Genomic DNA, 20,626 nt, shown 5'->3' on the forward strand with positions numbered 1-20,626 from the left:
GAAGATCCGATTGCGGCGCTGCTGGGTGCCGCGGCGAGCTCTGCGGGTCGCTGGGTGCAGCAAGACCTCAATGTGCTCCACAAGGGTCTGGAACACGGTCAGGAGCGCCTGTCGGGGCGCTACGCCTCCTCTCGCGCACCCGATGCCTGGGGCCTGCTGCTAGGACTTGGGCCCCTCACCCGCGCCGAGCTCGCCCGTGCGCTCGATGTGACCGCACGCACGGCCTCACAGATTGCCTTGGCGCTTGTGGAGGCAAAGTTGGTTGCTCCCCCTGCCCCGGAACGACCGTTGCAGCCCGTAATGCCGCGCCGCTGAGACAGCCTGGAGACGCCCGACTTAACCCAAGCTTTTCGCCTCTTGTCTATCTTCATCAAGAAATTCAAATTCAAACATCATGTTGATGTTAGACGGTTTATATGAATCTTTAAAAGGTTAAGCCCTGTGATTTGCAGCGCAGACCAGCTTGAATCCACGAGTCGCATGTTGGGGGCTGTTCCCGGAGGATCGATGATCGGTTCCTGAAATGTCGGGTGTTCCGTTCCCGAAGTATCGTTGGATCGTTCCCCTTGTGTCGGATGCCGTTCCTGAAAGGTCGAAGCCGCAGGATTATGCGCTGTTTGAGCGTGTCATTTGAATCAGTTTGTAAGGCGGGATTCGGAAAGAGCTTCAATTGGCTGCGTGTGGTGTCGAGCAAGCCAGTCGGCAGGATTGGCGTCCGTGTGCAACACGACACAATGGGAACGGCGTCGAGGTTTTGGGTGTTCATGGCTTTGGAGCTAATGAGAAAGCATAGGTTGTGCGATGCCCTCTTGTGTCACTTGCCACGCGCAGAATGGCGCGTCGCCAGAACATCAACCTCCCCGCAGCTCGTGCCGGTGCTTTTCATGCCAGCGCCGGACATAGCCGATAAATGCCCTTTGCCAGTTGGCAGGCGTACGGGAGGAATCCGCGTTCACCCAGGCTTCGAACTCCGCATGCAGGTTATAGAGGTCCCAACCCGGGCATTCTGATCGTAGTAGAGTAAGGGTCTCGTCGGTTATAAAACCGCGCGTGGCCTTGTCGCTCAGTCCGGCTACCGCTTTGTTGATGAGCTTAGTAGCGTCAAAATTTGCTGCGGGCGAAGTAGGCGCAGTGGTATGTGTCGGCTTGTCTTCGTCTGAAGGTTTCCTAGAGGAAACTTTTGGCGGCGTCGATGGATTGGCTGACCCGGATTCGTTCTGTGGCACCTTCCCTTGGATCCCGCGGGGCTCAGCAGCGCCATCATCACGGCGCATGCGTAGCATCGGCTCTTTGCGACCCTCGCTATCCTCAATGGACAGCTGGTAGCCCGGCAATGCGTTCTTTGCAGCGATCTTGATGATCTCGAACTTGAAGCGACGATAGGGACCCTCAGCTCCGCTCTTTTCAAACAGAGTGGGCATGGAGATTGCGAAGCCCCCCTCCCCTGCCCCACCGGCATGCTTCCTCGCGACGCGGTAAAGCCAGCGCTCGCGGCCGCCAGTGATGTCGAAATAGGCGCGGTCGATAGACAGCACCCCGCCCTTCATCAGCACGCCTTCCCAGAACCAGTTGCTTAGTTCGAGAGTCATTCCCCTGGATCGCTCGGTGCGCTCGTCGACCAATTGGGTCCAGCCATCGAGCCAGCTGAAAGTGGCCTCTCTGCGATTCTCAGCGCGAATATTGGTCTTGACCGTAGTAGACACAAGTCGATCCAGTGCCTGGCCAAGCAGCTCATAAGCCCGTCCCGTAGTGGGGCGTCCAATGGCGCGCAACAAATCGTATGGCATGATATGAAGCGTGCGAGGAATGTCGTTCAGCCCGCGTCGCTGCATGTCGGCCAGCATCGAGGCGCAGTAAATCAGGATGTCGGCGTCCCAGATTGTTGCCATGCCAAATTGCGGGTTGGACGAGACGTTGACCCATAGTTTGCCATCGGGCGACGTGTAATCAATCGCCTTGACCCGCTTGGTCTTGGCCAGTGAGAAGAACGGACGCTCCATCATCTCGCGCTGATCGCGCAGTGGGAGGTCGGCGAGATACGGCAGAAACAGATCGAACTGTTCGTTGATTGCGCGCTTGGCGGCCCGTGTTTCAGGAGTGCTCGTAGCGCTCATCGGGAAGTTTCCTCAAGGAAACATTTCGCCCCATCCAGACAGAAGTTTCCTCGAGGAAACTCTCTTACAAGGGCCCCAAGCGAGCTCAAGCTAGCGAAACCCCGTTCTGCCGCAATGTCTCCAGAACGGTTTGCAAAGCCTTCTGCAACTGCTCGTCACTGGCACCGCCACCTGTAGGCAAATGGAGAGTGACACCCTGACGAGTAACGGATTTGACCGCTAGGATCGGTCGGCCAAACTGCCCTGCAATTTCAATCCGCGTATCGGCCACTCGAACTCTAGGGGCGCTCGACGCGTCCATCAGGCGCTTGAGGACAACAGCACCAGCAAGCGGTGGGGAAGCAATGGCAGAGGCCGCCGCGTTCGAAGTAGCAATGGCACCCGCTTCGGCAACGATTGCCTGGGCACGATTATGGTCGTCCAACGCACTCGCTAGAGCATAAGCCGGATTCAGTGTCAGTTCGCTTAGATCAGAGAACGCAGACAGCACGGTGTCCGGAATTGTGGCGGCCTTGAGCATTTTGGACAACCAGCCCTTGGACAGCTTCAAGCGTTCGGCCATGCGCACCGCCTTGCCGCCATAATGGGCTTCAAGCGCCGCAGCATAGTTGCGCGCTCGCTCGATATCCGAGACATCCTTGCGCGCGCGGTTCTCAATGTCGGCGAGACGGAAAGCTGCTTCGTCATCCAGATCGGCGACCTGGGCGAGCAGTTTCATTTCCGGATAGGAGTTGGCGCGCAGCCACGAGATCGCAAAATGCCGCCGGGTGCCCGCGATCACCTCATAGTCATAGTCGGGATCACCGCTGACATGGCGCACCACGACAGGCACCTTCTGAGCACCCTCAGCGAGGATTGAATCGATCAGATCTTGCACCGCTTCTACCGAAAGTCGTTCCTGAATTCGGGCATTACCCACCCAGAGACGTACCCTGGCCGGATTGATCAGAAGCTGGGTGACCTGCCGAACCTCCCCCGATGCCGCACGCGCAAGTGCATTCTCACGGCCAAGCAGACTCAAGCCGGCGCGGTTGCTGGCACGCGCTGGTCCGGCATTGTGCGGGGCAGGGGAGGGGGCATCCTCAACTACCAAGGGAATCGCCTGGCTTTCCGCGGGAGCTGGTGCCTCATCAGCAAGGAGACCGGCCAGATAATCGCTTTGCTTGCGGGCCATCAGACAAACTCCCCCATCCAGCGTTCCCGAAAGATAGTCGAACATAACATGAACATCAATTCCCGAGCTGGCATCCTATCCATTGACCACTGCCTCCTCGCTCGCGGGCGCCGCTATACCCCAGCCGCGCCTCACCATGGCTTCCACCTGGCCCAGGGCTTCGTCGAGGTTGGCCCGGCAGCGTTTGTGGGTGCGCGGTGTGCCGATAGGGCGCTCAAGCTCGTACACGGTCATCATGCGTAAAGCCGCATGGCTGATTTCTGCGCTTTCAAGGATCGGGACTGGCAAAAGCGCAGGACCGAACGTCTGCTCCATGATTTGCCGCACCATGGCGTGACTGGGATCATTGGAATCGAATTTGGAACAGATCAGCCGAATAAAATCATACTCAACTTCGATTCCCGCCTGCGCGAGCTGCGAGGTCACCTGATCCATCATCGAGAGGAACTGAACCGTGGAACAGAAATCGGGCGTCGTCGCTGCCATTGGTACCAGCAAAGCATTGGCCGCCTGCATCACCGCTAGGCTGATCGTGCCGAGGGCGGGGGGAGGATCGAGGATGACGATGTCATAGTCGCGCGCGAGATCCTGCAAACCGCGTTTCAGCTTGCGAAAGCGCGATGCGAGGACCGAGCCGCCGTCTGCCCCGGATGCCGCGAGTTCATATTCCACATCGAACAATTCCAAGTTTGACGGAATTAGGTCGACGTTCGGCCACGGGGTCTTTTGGACGGCATAGAGCAGGTCAGTTTGTGTCGGATCGATCGACAAATAGGGGTAAAGCGTCTGCTCGCGAGCTATGTTGAAATGCGGATTAAAGCCGAACAGCGTCGTAGTCGTCGCTTGGCTGTCGCAGTCGACCACAAGGACCCGATAGCCTTGAACGCCGAAGTAGTGCGCAAGATGTGTCGTGACAGTCGACTTGCCGACACCACCTTTGAAATTCTGCACCGCAATGATCGCGGGTCGATCGAGCGGTGCCCGGGCAGGGGAGGCACCCAGAACCTCACGCATGTTTAGGAGTGCTTCGATAGAATAGCCCGACCGGCGACCGTTTTCGGTAGGTGGGGGTGGCGGGAGCCGACCGTCGTCTTCAGCCATTCTGATGCGATTGGTCGAACAGCCCAATAGTGTTGCCGCTTCGGCAATGCCATATCGCACGGTGAGCGCTTTCCGGCTCTCGGGCAGGAACGCCTGCCGCCGCAACCGTTCAATCATTTTTTCGCCAGCTTCAGCCATTTCGGCAATGCGGGAGACTTCTGAATTCATAACTGCCCCGATGCACGCGAATGAATGTTTTTCTTCCTGTAGCAGGAGGAATTCATTCAGTCTAGCGCAGGCCTGGACGTGAAGCGAGCACGCATCGCTTTCCATGTCTCTATTTCTTTGAGCGATAGAGAGGGGAGGATGGTCTGGCTGTTTTGGCTATGATGATCGTCCGCAACAAACCAACTGCCGAGCTCAGATCCCTTGTCAAATCCCTCGGAGGGACCTGGTCAGGCGACACTGCCATATGTCGTTGCCCATCCCATGCAGACAGAACCCCATCGCTCTCCATCCGCCAAGGTGATCGCGGGATCCTCCTAACGTGCCATGCCGGATGCGACAGCCGCGATGTCCTTCGCGAGCTCACACGGTTCACCCGCATCCCCGACTTCAATAAGGCAGTCATTGAGAAGGCAAAACCAAACCTCGGTAAGCCGCATCTCGCGATATGGCGCGCGGCCATGCCAATCGAGAACACGCTTGCCGAGCGATATGTCCGGGAAACCCGCAACATCTGGGCACCGCTGAACGATCTGCGATACCACCCTCACTGTCCAAAGGGGCAGGGGGCTCTCGCCACGTTTAAGCCTGCGCTGCTTGTCGCTATGAGACGAGCGGGCGGAATCGAAGCGATCCAGCGGATATTTCTGGATCCTACCACTGCCGACTACACCGAAAAGCGTGTTCTCGGAGCCGCAATCGGCGCGGCGTGGACCAACGACCCACCAGCGCGCACGATCGGCATCTGCGAAGGGTTCGAGACGGCTGCCGCCTACATGTCGCTTACCGGTATTCAGGCCTGGGCGACCATGGGGGCCAAACGGTTCCACCAGCTGACCATCCCGTCAGGTGTCGAGATACTGATCCTGCTTGCCGACAACGACACCGAAGGCCGCCATGCCCGCGATCGTGCCTGGGAGGCATACAAACGTCCGGGCCTCACCATCGAGACCGAATGGCCACCGGGCGGCATGAACGACTGGGCGCAGCTCCTGAAGCGGTGAGGGGAGGGGGGACGAAGGGATGCGGTCATTGTTGGCCGTTCCCGGGAGAATTCCATGACATCGACGATTTCGCGTTCCGCCCCGATCCTTGCTGCCGCCCAGACCCTTGCCGCCAAGATACTCCTCGCCATTCCTGTCGACCGTGCCGCGCTCACCCAGGCCATGACCGAGGCCGCCGGTGGCAGCGATGCAGATGGTTTTTGGCAGCAGCGCGACAGTTTCGAGGCGCTCGAGGCGGCGATTACGCTGACTGCGCACGAACTTACCTCAAGATGCGACGGCTCATCGGCAATCCGGACCCTGGAAGCGCTTACGCGCGAGCTTCCTACCCATACCGTACGCAGCGAGGACCAGATCGAGTATCAGCAGTTCTCGACCCCGCCTGCACTCGCGATGCTCGCCATCCAGCTGGCGCGGCTGACATCTGACGATGTGTTCCTTGAGCCGAGCGCAGGCACCGGGATCATCGCCTCATTGGCACACCCACATGTCGCCAACACCCAGCTCAACGAACTGGAACCCACCCGCGCCTGGATCCTGGAAGGTCTGTTCCCGGCTCTGCCCGTCACCCGGCACGACGGGGCCAGGATCAGCGCGCTTCTATCAGGAATGCCGCGTCCGAGCGCCATCGTCATGAACCCGCCGTTTTCAATCTCGCAATCGCGTGGGCAAGACGCCAACACGGCGGCACGGCACCTGCGATCAGCGCTCGACCATCTGCTGCCCGGCGGGCGCGTCGTCGCGATCATGCCTGACTGGTTCACACCGTCTGCCAAATACGCACATGCTTTTCGCCATACCCTAGAAGGCGCGCGGGTTGTCCTCTCACTACGCCTCGATAAGGGCGCCTATGCCAAACACGGCACCTCTATCGCGGTCCGGGTGTTCGTGATCGACAAGGTTGCGGGCGACATATCGGTCTCGACCATCAACAGGCAAAGCCCGCTCGAACTCTACGAGGCAATTGCCGTCATCCCGCCGCGTGCTTCGCTGCGCGAATACACGCCGCCCTCAGTCCCCCGCGCCGGCAAGCTGAGCTTCTTCCGGGCGGTGAAAAGCGGGCCTGCGCGCCCTGTCGTAATCCGTCGCCCACAAACCAACGAGGTTAAACCCGTTGCCTATGTGGTTCTCGATGAGCCGGCCCCAATGGGCGAGCAGCGCGGAGTCTATGCCGATTACCGGCCATCGCGCCTTGTTCTGCCCGAGGCGGGCGAGCACCCGACGCACCTCGTTGAATCTGCCGCAATGGCGTCGATCGCTGCTCCCAAACCGCAATATGTGCCCAATCTGCCCGAGCGCACCGTCACCGCGCGGCTCCTGTCAGCCGCCCAGCTTGAAACTGTGATCTATGCAGGTGAGGCGTGGTCGCGCGATCTGCATGGGCGCTTTACCCATCCGCCCAGCGAAGTTGCGCTCAAGGAAGACCCCGACGGTATGGCCTACCGTACCGGATTCTTCCTTGGCGACGGCACCGGGGCGGGGAAGGGGCGACAGGCGGCAGCCTGCATTCTCGACCAGTGGTTGCGCGGTAATCGCTGTCATATCTGGATCAGCAAGAATGCGCCGCTGCTCGAAGACGCCCAGCGCGACTGGACAGCAATCGGTGGTCTGCCTGCCGACATTCTTGAACTGTCGCGCTGGAAGATCGGCGAGGAGATTACCGCGCCTGAGGGCATCCTGTTCGTTCCCTATGGCACGCTGCGTTCGTCCCGTGTCGAAGACACGCGCCTCGATCAGATCGTGCGCTGGGCCGGATCCGACTTCGAGGGCGTCATCGTGTTTGACGAAGCCCATGAAATGGGCGGTGTGGCGGGCGGGGAAGGGGGCTTTGGACAAAAAGCTGGGGGCCAGAAAGAGGGCTCATTGCAGGGCATTGCCGGGGTGCTGCTACAAAACACCCTCCCGCGTGCCCGTGTCCTCTATGCCTCGGCCACGGGGGCATCCGACGTTAACAACCTCGCCTACGCGGTGCGGCTTGGTCTGTGGGGGCCGGGCACGGCCTTTGCGGGCCGCGAGCAGTTCATCAGCGAAATCCGCGACGGCGGCATCGCCGCGATGGAACTGGTTGCGCGCGACCTCAAGGCCTCTGGGCTCTATCTTTCGCGCGCGCTGAGCTTTGGGGGCATCGAATACGACATCCTGCGTCATGAACTCACCCCAGCGCAGATCGCCATCTACGACAAATATGCGGAAGGCTGGACCATCATCCACCAGCACCTCGAGGACGCGCTGGAACTGACCGGCGTGGTCGACCCGCTCGAGAACCGCACGCTCAACAGCGGAGCCAAGGCGGCGGCGCGCAGCCGGTTTGAGGGCACCAAGCAGCGGTTCTTTGCCCAGGTGCTGCTCTCGCTCAAGCTGCCCTCGATCTACCCGGCAGTGGATGAGCATTTGGCAGCAGGCGAAAGCGTGGTCGTCCAGCTGGTCAGCACGGCGGAATCGATCCTCAATCGGCGGCTTAATGAGCTCGATCCCGAGGAACGCGAGGCGCTCGATCTGGACCTGTCACCCCGTGAGGCCATTGCCGATTACCTCACCCGCGCGTTTCCGACCCGGCAGATGGAGGAATATGTCGATGAACTTGGCGATGTTCGTTCACGGCCGATGTGGGACGAGACCGGGAACCCGGTCTATAACCCGCAAGCAGAAGCAGCGCGGGCAGATCTCATCGAACATATCTGCGCGATGCCGCCGATCCCGACCGCGCTCGATGCCCTGCTTGAGCATTACGGCACCAGTGCCGTTGCCGAGGTAACAGGACGGTCCAAGCGGCTTGTCCGCGATGCACACGGACAGCATCGCCTCGAAAGCCGATCAGCGCGCACCAACCTTGCCGAGACCACCGCCTTCATGACCGGCGCCAAGCGCGTGCTGGTCTTCTCGGATGCCGGGGGCACGGGCCGCAGCTATCACGCCAGCCTCGATGCCAAAAACCAGCAGCGCCGCGTCCATTTCCTGCTCGAGCCCGGATGGCGCGCCGACCGGGCAATCCAGGGCCTCGGGCGCACCCACCGCACACACCAGGCCTGCCCACCGCTGTTTCGCCCCGTCACCACCGACTGCAAGGGCGAGGCCCGGTTCACCAGCACCATTGCGCGGCGGCTCGATGCGCTGGGTGCCTTGACCCGCGGACAGCGCCAGACCGGCGGGCAGGGAATGTTCGACGCCGCTGACAACCTCGAGAGCAGCTATGCCAAGCATGCACTGCACGACTGGTACGGGCTTCTCGCCACCGGCAAACTCAAGAGCACCAGCTTCGCCGAATTCCAGACGATGAGCGGACTTGAGCTCACCGACAAGGACGGAATTCTGCGCGAAGACCTGCCGCCGATCCAGCGTTGGCTCAACCGTCTCCTTGCAATGAAGATCGCCGTACAGAACGCCATCTTCGACGAATTCCTCACCCTTGTCGAAACCCGCGTCTCGGCCGCCAAGGAAGCGGGCACCTTTGACATCGGCGTCGAGACCGTTGCGGTCGAGGCTTGCGAAGTCCTGTCCGACACAGTGATCCGGACCGATCCCGTCACCGGGGCAACCTCGCACCTCCTTGAACTGTCGCTGACACAGCGGCGCAAGGTGCTGGCGCTCGAACGCGTCATGGAACGTGCCGCAAACGCGGAAATGCCTCGGTTCCTGCGCAATGCCAAATCCGGCAAGGTGACGCTTTGCGTGCCCGCGCCGTCGCTGATGGACGAGGAGGGCAACTACATCCGCCGTCTGGAGCTTGTCCGTCCCTTGCGCAGCGAGCACATTCTTGCCGACCGGCTCGCCGAAACAGCCTGGGAGGACATTTCGGAAGTCACCTTCCGCGAGGCCTGGTTTACCGAATACGCTGCCAACGAGAGCCAACTCTATACCGAGACGGTGTTTCTCGCGACTGGCCTGTTGCTGCCGATCTGGGGTGCGCTGCCCAAGGAAGACCTCACGGTAAACCGGATCGTCGATCAGTCTGGCGCGTCATGGCTCGGCCGCCATGTCCATGACCTCTACATTGATGCCACGCTGGAAAAGCTCGGGGTCGATCGCAAGGCTCCGACCGATCCCGGCAAGATTGCTCAGGCTATTCTTGGTGGCGGCACCTGGAAGGCACCGCATCCGCTGAATTTTACGATCCGGGCCTCGCGGGTCAACGGTGCGCGGCGGATCGAAATCGTAGACGCAGAACCGGCGCGCATTCCGGGGCTTAAGGCACTCGGATGCTTTACCGAGATCATTGCCTACAAGACGCGAGTGTTTGTGCCTGCGGATCGGGCCGGAGAGGTCCTTGCTTCAATAGTCGCCTGATGCGGACAGTCCTTGCATCCCGTATCGGCCTCGCCCCAGCATCCATGCCCAATTTCATTGGTATCGTGCGGCAGCGTCCCGCGCTGCGGGTCGCTAGTTGCGGATAATGCGCATCCCCCGCAGAAGGGGTAGCCGGAGACGTCGCAACGGGACGCGCCATGAACAAGGGTGGGCTGACATTTGACAACTCGCAACGCGTCTTGCCCGTGCGGTAGCGATAAACGCTTCAAGCATTGCCACGGTGCATTGACGGCACCACATGATCCAGACCGCCATATCTCCGACGACGCGCTCATCGCAGCACTGAAACGGGCCGATGATGAAGGCGTCCGGATTGGAGAGGAGCCGCCTGCACGGAGCCTGCAGAATGTCGGGCGGGCGCTGCGCGAATTCGGCTATGAAAGCTTTGTCCTGATGGGGCGCGGTACGCCGCCGATCGTCGAGCGCGCCCATAAACTCAATGACCGCCTCTTCGTGCCAAAGGAACTTCGGACAGGAGGAATGCATCTGGGGGCATTCATGTTCCGCGACATGTTCTGCCAACTTTATGCTCCCATTGCTTTCGGACAGTGCAGAATCGACTTCTGGGACATGCTCGACCTGTCGGATTTCCAGAAGGCGTGGCTGGCGGAAAGCCCTGATGACCTCGCCAGGTTTGTGGATCAGGCGGCTGATATTCTCGATTTCGGCTACGGCTGGCAGGAATTCGGGCATCAGCGATCGATCGATCCGCGCGGTCGCGATTTGATCTGGCGCGCGCATACTCAGCTGGAAGCAGCGGCAGCTACGGCGACAACGGCCTATGATTTTCGCGGGACGATCCAGAGCGCATTGCTCGGAACCGAACTCGCCCTCAAGGCTGGGCTTGCCGCCCTTGGCGTGACCGATGCAGAATTGAGCAGTCGAACGAAGATTGGTCACAACCTCGAAGCCGCTGCCGCCAGACTGGGCGGACTTTGCGGAGACTTCGACGGCGACCGTGTGCTCCGGGTTGTGACGGTTTTTCCTGACTTCGTGGAGAGCCGTTATACGGCACCGCCCCCCTCTCGCACAGAAATCGGCAACATCCTCATGGGAGCGCAGTATGTCGCATCAGAGGTGACGCGTCAGTTCTCCGACCGTGATGGACGCAAGAGCAATCCCGATACTGCGCCGCGTTCCTATCCCGCGTAGTTCGGCGTCCTGACATGGGTGTTATCTTCGTACGCGCCTTGGTTGGCCGGATTGCCTCACGGGCGAGGCATGAACTCAAAACGGCAATTTAAGATGTGGAGTTATTGCGGAACCATCCGCGCTTTTTTGGCTCGTTGCATTTTTCAACAGTATCCGGCCGCTCTCGCTGTTGCCAGCTTCCGTCTCCTCAATTAAACCGGCTTGCGCTCCCGGCAGGAGCATGACGCCCGTCTTTAGCCAAGCTGTCGACCAGCACTGCCGTTTGTACTCATATAGTCCTCGCAACATGTTGTTCGGGCTTGAGTGGTGGTTGACGGGTGACGCTGCGCATCAAGCCGGGAGAACAATCATGTCGATTGCAGAAGTCCGGCCATCAAATCTGGCCAACATCAAGCGCCTCGCCAACCAGTTGAAGAAGAACGGGCGCATCCAGCATCGGGAGGCGCTCAACGCGGCTGCGCGCCGCGCGGGCTTCCAAAATTTCGAGCACGCTCGAAGGATGACCGGTGTTTCGCCTAGCCGGTTGTTGTTGACTGGGTACTGGGAAGATCGCGAAACGTTTGAGATCGGCCGCGAGACCTTGGCAATTTCAATCCCCTGCGCAGTTTTGGAGATGGTCTCGAAGGCCGAACTCAGGATCGTCGGCGGACTGAGCAGCATGCGAATAGTTGCTCCGGATCACATGGTGATCGACAGTCTAGGACATTCACGCGACTACATTCGTGATGAGCTGTGCAGGGCCGCCCGGGCGATGCAATTCATGAATGCGACCGGGCTGCGGCCCTGCCGTTTCGACACCGCCGAACGGGTATTGTCGGACTTGGACGAGGAATTGCCGGGCAAGGATCACTCTTCACATTGGTATGATCCGAAAAGCGGACAGTTCATATTGATCGACGAGCCCTATTCAAGGGCGAGGGTAAGTTCTGAGCGAGCGGACTGGTCTGAACGTAACGATTGGAACCTCTCTGCGACGAGCTGGCCGGGGCTCTATTTTCCATACCGTTGCGCGTTCTTTGTGGCTTCCAAGAATACGAAAGACTTCGATTTCGAGGCTTTGCTCAGCACCATCAATGCGATGCCGGCATCCTACACGTCCGAGGATTGGCAGGGGCAGTCTGCGTCAAACCACAACACGTTTTTTAGTCCGCTAGCCACGTCTCTTCAGGACAAGCGCCGGGCCAAGGCCAAGGGAACGATTGTTGCACGCGCTTCCAAAAAGACGCTCCCTTATCGCCGTGACATGCTCGGCTTGGCGAGGAAGCCGAATGGCCGGATGACACTCGAGGAACATCGTCAGGCAGGACGGATGATCCGAGCGGTCCTGCAATCGAATTTCAAGCCCTGGTCAGTTAACCGGCGCATGGATGAGATCATGCGGGTCCTCGTTGACTGGCTGTATGCTGACGTAGCGGCACGAGAACTAGATACGCTGACGGATCCAATTGAACTCTACTACGGCGAAATTGTGCCGAACGACCCGTTGTTCCTTCGGGCTAACTCTCCCGAGGGAGTGGTTTCGAATCTTGCCGACCTGAGATTTCTTCTCGAAAGTGCCTATCCTCTGTGTGCTCCGCTTCGAAAAATGACCGCGCGGATCGAAACTTCGCTGAAGATCGTGCAGGGTCAAGCTCGAGCATCGGCTTTGTAGGCTGGGTCAGCCCGGCCAATTGCTCAACGTCGGCGCTGATTTGGCATCTGCTAGGAGCGCGAACACCGGTAAGCGCTACTTTACCACGGTCGCAGAGCGAACGAGGCGCTGAATTATGCAGGGTTACCTATACGCTACAAAACTTGCTTGGGAGGCTCCACTCTGACGGCCGCGATGTTGGAGCGCGATTGGCAGTTAGCTGTCGCGAGATGCTTCAATATGCGGTGGTAGCTTCGCGCCCAATCTCGGTCGTTCAGCGCAGGCATCGACAGCCCCAAAAGCGGTTGCTTGTTCCGCTGGAGAGCTTGTGACAGCTATTGGTGGTTAGCAAGCGATTCACGAACGATCTCTTGCCGCCTAGTCTCCGCCGTTCGAACTGACGATTGGGGAAGGGTCAACAGAGTGGCGAGCGACCCGGAGCTTGTGTTGTCCTCGTCGTCAAAAGGTGATCCGCGCTCATGACCGCACCGATGGCACATGCCGTCATGTTCTCCTGCGCCCATGACCTCGGCTCCGCATTTTGATCGTTCGCATTTCTCGCGAACAGCGGAGGTGGGCTTTTGACAGGCAAAGCATTGGATCGTCAGGCCGTCTGGCAAGAGATAGGCAGTGGGCGCGCTCAAGCCAAACAGACCTTCGCGTGTCGCTGCTTCCTTGCGGCAAGCGTGGCAGAGATACCGAAGATCTTTGGGGCGGATTCCGAATAGCGCTCGAAATTTGGCGGGCGGCATCAGGCTAACGTCGCCACTCCACATCTGAAGCACGCCATAGGCTGGGTTCCAGAATTTATCGCCAAAGCCGGCAGCGCGGTCATGGTGGGCGACCCGAATGCGGTCTGAAAGCCAGTCACGATCGGGCCAAAGCTCAAGGAATTGATCCAGCAGGCTGTGCATCATTTTGATCGGATACAGGTGTGCGCCCGCGTGACCGAGATGAGTGTAGCGATTTCGGACCTTCCGTAGCCCGTCGAAGCGAGTGAGGAATGTTGCCGGCAGAGGAGTCGCGCAAAGCGTGTTAACGGCTTGCGGCAACTTTTGAGCATCAATGGTTTTGAGGTCGAAGAAATCGAGCGGCTTCGGGTCGTTGCTCATAGGAATGGGGTTTTCAAGGAGCAGCAAATAAGGGCTGACGGCGCATAGCTTCGCCTTCAGCGCGAGCTCGTTGGATTGCTGAATGACCGCGATGATTGCCTGCAAGTCGGCTTGGCAGTCATCCAGATAGGCCTCGACCTCCTCCTTCCACAGAGCCGGAATCGGCTTGGCGAGAGGCGCATCAGGGATCCGGGTATCCCAATCGGCAAGAATGCCTCGGAGCCGGTCCCAGGCGTCAAAATAGAGCCGAAGGGCGGTCTCCGTCAGGGCGTCTGCATCTGGAAGGTTGATGATCATCGCTGCGCCATAACCGGGGGCATGTCAGCGAGATAATGGCGATAGGCGAACATGATCAGGTCGCGCACGAGCTCGACCAGGCCACTTGTGGACATGCCATCGAAGGGATCGCCGTGGGCCATGGCATTGCGGCGCTCTTCCAAGGTCGGCTTCGTCTGTCCGGTCAGTTGGCCGGTGGCGGTTCCGCCGCAGCGCGCAATCATCGGAATTTGGGCGTCGGTCAGGCCTTCGTTGTCGACCAGATGCCTGAGCAAGGCCTTGAAGGAGTATCGGATGGGCTGAGCCATCATCGCGTCGGGTGACGATGGAACGATCTTCTTGGTCGCAAGGCGTGGCACGACGTGCCCGAAACGGTCTTTCAGGGCGAGTTCTAGGGCCGTGAGAGCGACAAGCTCGGCTCCCTTGATGAGGTCGGTGTCGATCCACCCAAGGAGGAACAGTTTCTGAGCCCGTTCGAATTTCAGCTTGACGATGTCCGGAACTCGGGGATCGAGCGCGAGCGTGTTGACGAACGCCCGCCATTCATCGGGTGTACTGAAGTGCCAGAACGCAGCCGGATTGCCGGGCGCGGGCCATATGAGCACCAGCGGTTCCAGCCGTGACGGCAAATCGAAATGCGGTAAGGTCATTGTTCCTTAGCTTGCCCGGGCGTCCCGCGCAGGCAAGCATTTTTATGCGGCTTCTTCCTTCGACACTTACCGTAGGCGGTGGTCATAATTCTCCCACAGGACGTCGTCCGGGATTTCGGTCACATCCATTATCTTGTCAGGTGGAATTCCTTGGTAGAAAATCATGCCGCAATCGAGTTCGAGCGCCTCCGTATCCTCACGACCGGTGGCGAGAGACCAGGCGAGAGACTGGACGATTTCCGACACGAGATTGGGTTCGGCCATCTCACCGAAGGGATTGGCCGCGGCGAAGGCTGCAGCCCCGTCGATGCGAACGCGGTATAGCAGGCCCCGTCCGCGTGCTCGGTTGAGGTCGTGACATTCCTCCCCGAACATGCTGTTGGCGACGTGGTGGTCGAATTCAGACCCCTCCACGAGGTAGTGGTTGAAGCTGCCTAAGAGACCGGCCCCAGAAACCGTAAGATGAACCTGGCCGGTGCGATTGCCGGTGCCACCATTGCCGATCTCAGCGATGGCGGCGGCCAGTCGGTCGGCCACTTCGGGCCAGCGGGGGTGTGGCGAAAGAAAGCGGCGCAATGCAGCTTCCCTTTGATCCGGCGAGAGCGGCACGAGCCCGTCGCGTTCAATGCTTGCGCGCTGCTCGTCGTCGAGCCGCGTCCCGTGATAGCCCACGACGTCGCGCTCGGTGATCCAGGCGCGAACTTGACGATAGATTTCGGAGAGGTCGGCGACTTCTCGCAGCGCTGTCTTGGCGCTCCACAGCCCCTCAACCTCTGATATGCGAAGATGGGCCTCGGCATTGGGAGAGATCAATTCGCCGAGGCGCTGCCGGAGGGGCCAGAGCCAGCCATTGCCGACATCGAAATCGAAAAGCTCTCGGTGCATGTTCCTGCCTTACGGCGACTTCGTACCCTACTGCGCTCAAGCCTCAAGATACATCGCTCCGTGCTTCCGGCATAAAACAGATTTGTTTGTGGTGACGATCGGCCGTGAGACGGCTAACCCTTGCCAGGGGAGTGCGTCGATGGCTGCAGCTGCGAGTAAAAAGGGGATAGAACCCAAACGGAACTACACGCAGCAAACGCTCAAGATTCTGTTCGCTCTGTCGGGGAACAGGTGCGCAGAGCCGGGCTGTAGTGAAGCAATTATCGCGTCGCCCACCGCAAGCTCGCCCGCGCTCGTCGTGGGACAGATCGCTCACATCTATGCAATCAGCGAAGACGGTCCCCGAGGCAAAACCGGGCTCACCGCTAAGGAGCTGAACCAGGTTTCCAATCTGATCCTGTTGTGCCCTACCCATCACGTGAAGGTCGATGGGCAGTATGCGACTTATCCAGCCACCATGCTCCTTGACTGGAAGACCCGGCACGAGCGGGGTTACGCAGAGGCGATGTCTCGCTCGATCAGCGACGTCGGGTTTGCCGAATTGGAGGTCGCTGCGCGGTCCTTGCTGGTCGCCCGGCCGCCCAGCGGGATCGCTTCGCTGGTCACCGTGCCTCCGCAGGAGAAAATCGAAAAGAACGGCCTCGGACCTGCCTCGGTAATGTTGTTGTCGATGGGATCCGCCAAATCGAAAGAGGTGGCGGATGTTCTGGTCCAGGCGGCTCAGCTCGATCCGGATTTCCCGGAGCGGCTGAGCGGCGGATTTGTAGATCGGTATCGGCAGGCGAAAAGCGAAGGCTTGAGTGGCGATGAGATCTTCACCGAGCTCTACGACTGGGCTGGTGGCGGTGGAACCGACAAGGCACGCGAGGCCGCGGGCCTCTGCATTATCGCCCACCTCTTCATCCTTTGCGACATCTTCGAGAAATAGACGCCGATGTCAGCCCTCCCCAACAAATATGTGCCTGTCGAACACTCCCTAGTGGGCCTGGCCGCTTATCTCGTGGCCGCGATCGGTCAAAACGACACTGTCTCGTCCCTTTGGGACCGCGTCCGGCATGACGAGCGAGTACGTACTTTCGATCGGTTTGCCAGCGGGCTGACAATCTTATTCGCAGGTGGGCTCATCTTACTCGACCAAGGGGTTTTGCGACATGTTGCGTTGCCGAGGCCGAAGGCATGATCACCCGCATCTGGTCCGATCTGCCGACCTTCCGCCCCGTCACGTTCGTCGACGGGATGAATGTGGTGCTGGCGGACACAAACGCTGATTCCGACGAGACCGAGAGTACGAATGGTCTCGGCAAGACGACGCTGCTTCGTATCATCCATTTCTGTCTTGGATCGGATCTGGCGAAAGACAGGTGCCTGTCGCATCCAGACCTTCATGGTGTGACGTTCGGTATGGAGTTTGCCGCCGCCGGATATGTCTGCTCGGTCGAGCGCAACACTGCGTCGGCAAAACAGCTTGCGGTAAGCTGGGAGTTCGTCGCGGACCTGCCGGTTGAGGCTGAGCGCATTGGCGACGTCGCTCAGATCGGCGTCGAAGAGTGGAAGTGCGCTCTGTCGGCGCGATTGGCACCGGAAGCTCGGCTTCCCGACGAAGCATTCAAATTCTCGCCTGCCTTTCGCGAGCTCGCCTATTATTTCATCCGTGTCGGGAAGGATGCGTTCGTTGATCCGCAGACGGCGTTCAGTGGACAACGGGGACCCTCCAAGCGTGTCGCCACAAGTTTCCTGCTTGGATTGAACTGGCCAGTGCAGCGGCAGCTGCATCAGCTGCAGGAGGCGAGGACGAGTGTCGGGGCCGCGTTGAAGGCGCTCGCGGAAGTCGCCGAAGCCGACAATGAGAAGAGCATCGGCGACCTTGAAGCCGATCGTGTCGTTCTTGAAGAGGCACTAGTGGATCGCGAGCGTGAGGTCTCGGAATTCAATCTGCGTGAAGACTATCATGAGCTCGAGGCGCGGCTTCAAGCCCTCGACAGCGAGATCCACGCCTATCTTAACGACAACCACGCCGACACGCGTTTGCTTGCCTATTATCGCGAAAGCGCAAATGAGGTGCCGTTGTTCGACGGGAACCAACCCGTATCGATACTGGCAGATGCGGGAGCTCTGTTCCGCCCCGAGGCCCTGCGCAGCCTAGAAGAGGTCGCCGAGTTCCATCGACAGGTCTATGCCAATCGCAAGCAGTTTCTGAGTGCGGAGATCAGTCGCCTTCAGGATAGGATCCTGCTGCGCAACGGCGATCTGTCGCGCGCCAGCACAGCAAAGACTGCAGTGCTCAAGACGATGTCGTCGAGTGGCGCCCTTGACGCGCTGATCTCCTTGCAACGGGGTGCATCGGAGTTGAGCATCCGGCTTGAGGCGCTGAAAGCACGGATTGACGAGCGCAAGCGGTTCGACCGTCGTCAGGACGAGCTAACGGTGGAGATCGGTCTTGCCCGGACACTGCTCAAGCAGGATCTCGAGGATCGGCGCCCAGCGGTCGATGAGGCCATTGCGCTATTCGCCGAATTCACGCGGTTTCTCTACAAAGTGCCGGGCAAGCTGGGTGTCGACATAAAGACGGCCGGCTATCAATTCACGTTCGCTATAGACCGCCAAGGTAGCGATGGCGTCGACCAGATGGTCGTCTTCTGTTTTGACCTTGTCGTTGCGACCCTGAGGGCGCGGCGCGGAGGCAAATTCCTGTCACTCGTCCATGACAGCAGCATGTTCGCGGACGTCGATCAGCGGCAATATGGCCTGGCGTTGCAGTTGGCGGCGAAGGTCTCGGTAGCCGAGGGGTTTCAATATATCTGCTGCCTGAATGTCGGCGCCTTGCCGACCGATCACCTCGGCGATTTGGATCTGGAAGCTCAAATTCGTCTTCGGCTTACCGACGATGGGGATGCCGGACGCCTCTTGGGCAAAAGACTAAGCCCGCGCGATCGTTCTTAACGTCGCGCTGCTCGATGGTTCTCCTTCGTGTCGCGCCGAAACCGGATATGTATGTCTGATAGCAAACCAGCGCGACCGAGGATGTACGTGACAAACAGAGCCATTGAGGCAGCGATCAGCACCCTCGCGAACACGATGCGTTTGTATGTCGAGGCCAACATTCGGTTTGCCGAGCTGTTCAAAGTCGACCGCGAGGAGGCGATCAACAATCTCGACCGCGCGTTCGAAGCGAAGCTTGAGGCGTTCCACACACTCTATGACGTGTCTCGGGAGCTTTTTCGCTACTTCGATCATGGTGATACGACGTTGCTCATTGCCGTTCGGAACGCGATCCATCATCGAGATCACCCCTTGTTTCGGAGCCTCTATTCACGCCTCTTTCTTGACGATGCTGCGTGCTGGGTGCGCGCGTCGTTCCTTCTGGCAAGCTATCCGACACGTCATGGCGCTCCCATCCGCATAAGCCATTACGTTAAGCTGGAAGACGTCGGCGCCCGCCTTGATCCGGGTGTAGGGTCTCCCCACCTCGAAGCGATGAATTCCAAAAGGGCAAAGCGACGGCTCGCGTTGATCGAGAGTCAACTGGCCCTTAGCAAAATCCGTCTGCAGGGCTCGAGCCAGCGCTTTCCCGAGGACCAGATTTATCTCGATTTGATGCCGGTCTTCACGTCCGCTGTCAGCCGGGTATTCAAGGTGATGAAATCGGCAGGCGTCGCGTTCAAGGGCTTCGATGCGGAAACCTATATGGGCCCATTCACTTCGGAGATTGACGTCGACCTCGACCACCCGAGCTTTACGGTTTGGCGTATCGACGGCGACGTCCGAAACTAGGTGTCGTTAGCCTCTTCGTCGTACGGATCGGGCTGAACTGGCGGCCAGTCCACTCCCTCGAAGCGCGTCAGGGCGCCGGCTCCGAAATCGGGCTCAACGATCTGTGACCACGCAATTAGGCCTCGCACGTGATGGAAGATGCCCGAGACTGAAGTTTTGCGCGCTAGGGCATGCAACGCCGGGCCGTAACTAGGCGACGTGAGATAATGAAGGTGCAACCTGATCATGTCTTTGTATTCGCGCGTCAGGCGGGGGCGGTCGCTGTCTACAAGCATTCCAAGCACGATGCGGCGGCTTCCTGGTCCCCGGATTGCCGTTTTGCGATGATTAGGGCGAAAACCAGCATGGTTGAGTTGGTCGAGCACCAGCCGCATGAAGCGGCGGACATGGATCTCGTTCTTGCCTGGCCCACATGAAAAAGCGAGATCGTCCGCGTATCGTGTATATTTCATACCGTGCGCGTCAGCGAGCCGGGCAAGAATTTCATCGGTCTTGAACATCACCAGGTTCGACAGCATCGGGCTCGTCGGGGCGCCTTGCGGCACCATGCCCTCATGCTTTGACTGATAGTATGGGATTGCCGGCCACCGAATGGCGGGGTCTGTCCGGGTGCCTGGCCGCTCGCAGCCCACTGTCACCAGTCGCGCCAATTCGAAAGAGAGCAGCTTCGAAAAGCCTAAATGAGCGAACACCGCTGCGATGCGGCCCTCAGAAATGCTGTGAAAGAAGTCCTCGAGATCGATCTTTAGCAGCCACTCGCAGCCGCAATGCTCTTGTGCGGCATCGAATGGGCGACTGCCGGGGTGAAACGCATAGCTCGCTTCATGGGCCGTCGTGTATTGAAGGATATTCTCGACGATCCAACGCTGGATCTTCAGCAGCGTCGCGTTGGGTGCGCTAATCATGCGCATTCGACTGCGGCCGGGGATACGCTTTTTCAGATAGAAAAATTTGTAAGGTCGCCGCGCCCGACGGGCGACAATTTCTCGCAAATGTAGAAACGGTACATCGATAAGGTGGCTGAGATGCCGAAGGGTAAGAACGGGTGTGATGCGAGGATCGACGGCCCGAATGCGCCGCATAGCTGCAAGAGCATTGTTGAGTACGGCGTCATCGACGCCTTCACGACGACCCTGCGACCGGTAGCGCTGAGAGCTCGGCAACGACACCTACTTTGACCCACCCAGGTGGGTGATACTGCGGATATCGGCCAAGACTTCGCCAGGCGTTATTCGCAGCATCGCGCAGCGTGAATATTCCGCTCCTTCTAACGAGCACCGGTAGTCC

15 protein-coding genes and 2 pseudogenes are annotated in these 20,626 nt (G+C 59.4%); 10 read left to right on the top strand and 7 right to left on the bottom strand.

Annotated elements, in window-relative coordinates; genetic code table 11:
* Positions 1-315: pseudogene (locus FHS92_RS16765) on the top strand (hypothetical protein); the annotation flags it as partial.
* Positions 316-851: 536 nt separating this feature from the next.
* Here FHS92_RS16765 and FHS92_RS16770 read toward each other — a convergent pair.
* From FHS92_RS16770 to FHS92_RS16780, 3 genes are all read right to left on the bottom strand, one after another.
* The gene (locus FHS92_RS16770; RefSeq protein ID WP_184081837.1) at positions 852-2,114 is read right to left on the bottom strand and encodes a replication initiator protein A; all 1,263 of its coding nucleotides are present in this window, start codon (positions 2,112-2,114) and stop codon (positions 852-854) included.
* An 85-nt stretch (positions 2,115-2,199) separates the two neighbouring features.
* Positions 2,200-3,288 (bottom strand): ParB/RepB/Spo0J family partition protein, encoded by a 1,089-nt coding sequence (locus FHS92_RS16775; protein WP_184081859.1) that lies wholly within the window; start codon positions 3,286-3,288, stop codon positions 2,200-2,202.
* A 75-nt stretch (positions 3,289-3,363) separates the two neighbouring features.
* Positions 3,364-4,557 (bottom strand): AAA family ATPase, encoded by a 1,194-nt coding sequence (locus FHS92_RS16780; RefSeq protein WP_184081838.1) that lies wholly within the window; start codon positions 4,555-4,557, stop codon positions 3,364-3,366.
* A gap of 161 nt (positions 4,558-4,718) precedes the next feature.
* On the opposite strand from FHS92_RS16780, the gene FHS92_RS18760 reads away from it, so the two are divergent.
* From FHS92_RS18760 to FHS92_RS16800, 5 genes and pseudogenes are all read left to right on the top strand, one after another.
* On the top strand, positions 4,719-5,558 hold the full coding sequence (locus tag FHS92_RS18760; protein ID WP_425506265.1) for a DUF7146 domain-containing protein: 840 nt from the start codon (positions 4,719-4,721) through the stop codon (positions 5,556-5,558).
* Positions 5,559-5,612: 54 nt separating this feature from the next.
* On the top strand, positions 5,613-9,842 hold the full coding sequence (locus FHS92_RS16790) for a strawberry notch family protein (RefSeq protein WP_184081840.1): 4,230 nt from the start codon (positions 5,613-5,615) through the stop codon (positions 9,840-9,842).
* A 180-nt stretch (positions 9,843-10,022) separates the two neighbouring features.
* Positions 10,023-10,085: pseudogene (locus FHS92_RS18765) on the top strand (SEC-C metal-binding domain-containing protein); the annotation flags it as partial.
* A 3-nt stretch (positions 10,086-10,088) separates the two neighbouring features.
* Positions 10,089-11,015: a hypothetical protein gene (locus FHS92_RS16795; protein ID WP_246352081.1), complete on the top strand. Its 927-nt coding sequence runs from the start codon at positions 10,089-10,091 to the stop codon at positions 11,013-11,015.
* A gap of 349 nt (positions 11,016-11,364) precedes the next feature.
* A complete protein-coding gene (locus FHS92_RS16800) occupies positions 11,365-12,666 on the top strand; it encodes a DUF5623 domain-containing protein (RefSeq protein WP_184081842.1) in 1,302 nt (433 codons plus the stop codon).
* A gap of 314 nt (positions 12,667-12,980) precedes the next feature.
* Here the strand turns inward: FHS92_RS16800 and FHS92_RS16805 are convergent, their stop codons facing one another.
* The 3 genes from FHS92_RS16805 to FHS92_RS16815 all read right to left on the bottom strand — a co-directional run bounded on the left by FHS92_RS16805 (position 12,981) and on the right by FHS92_RS16815 (position 15,568).
* Positions 12,981-14,054 carry a hypothetical protein gene (locus tag FHS92_RS16805; RefSeq protein WP_184081843.1) on the bottom strand — a complete coding sequence of 358 codons (1,074 nt, stop codon included), beginning with the start codon at positions 14,052-14,054 and terminating at the stop codon, positions 12,981-12,983.
* Entirely contained in the window at positions 14,051-14,683 is a 633-nt protein-coding gene (locus tag FHS92_RS16810) for a hypothetical protein (protein ID WP_184081844.1), read from the bottom strand. The genes FHS92_RS16805 and FHS92_RS16810 overlap by 4 nt, the downstream gene beginning before the upstream one ends.
* Positions 14,684-14,749: 66 nt before the next feature.
* Positions 14,750-15,568 (bottom strand): hypothetical protein, encoded by an 819-nt coding sequence (locus tag FHS92_RS16815; RefSeq protein ID WP_184081845.1) that lies wholly within the window; start codon positions 15,566-15,568, stop codon positions 14,750-14,752.
* Positions 15,569-15,707: 139 nt separating this feature from the next.
* On the opposite strand from FHS92_RS16815, the gene FHS92_RS16820 reads away from it, so the two are divergent.
* The 4 genes from FHS92_RS16820 to FHS92_RS16830 are packed head-to-tail and all read left to right on the top strand — an operon-like array spanning position 15,708 to position 19,339.
* On the top strand, positions 15,708-16,496 hold the full coding sequence (locus tag FHS92_RS16820) for an HNH endonuclease (protein WP_221231128.1): 789 nt from the start codon (positions 15,708-15,710) through the stop codon (positions 16,494-16,496).
* Between the two features lie 6 nt (positions 16,497-16,502).
* Positions 16,503-16,748, top strand: coding sequence for an ABC-three component system middle component 6 (locus tag FHS92_RS18770; protein ID WP_425506264.1), 246 nt, complete (start codon positions 16,503-16,505; stop codon positions 16,746-16,748).
* A complete protein-coding gene (locus FHS92_RS16825) occupies positions 16,745-18,508 on the top strand; it encodes a DUF2326 domain-containing protein (RefSeq protein ID WP_184081847.1) in 1,764 nt (587 codons plus the stop codon). The genes FHS92_RS18770 and FHS92_RS16825 overlap by 4 nt, the downstream gene beginning before the upstream one ends.
* A 51-nt stretch (positions 18,509-18,559) precedes the next feature.
* The gene (locus tag FHS92_RS16830) at positions 18,560-19,339 is read left to right on the top strand and encodes a hypothetical protein (RefSeq protein ID WP_184081848.1); all 780 of its coding nucleotides are present in this window, start codon (positions 18,560-18,562) and stop codon (positions 19,337-19,339) included.
* Here FHS92_RS16830 and FHS92_RS16835 read toward each other — a convergent pair.
* The gene (locus FHS92_RS16835) at positions 19,336-20,508 is read right to left on the bottom strand and encodes a reverse transcriptase domain-containing protein (RefSeq protein WP_221231129.1); all 1,173 of its coding nucleotides are present in this window, start codon (positions 20,506-20,508) and stop codon (positions 19,336-19,338) included. The genes FHS92_RS16830 and FHS92_RS16835 overlap by 4 nt on opposite strands.
* Positions 20,509-20,626: the final 118 nt, after the last annotated feature.

Origin of the sequence: Sphingobium subterraneum (assembly GCF_014199435.1) — a bacterium.
Lineage (GTDB): Bacteria > Pseudomonadota > Alphaproteobacteria > Sphingomonadales > Sphingomonadaceae > Sphingobium > Sphingobium subterraneum.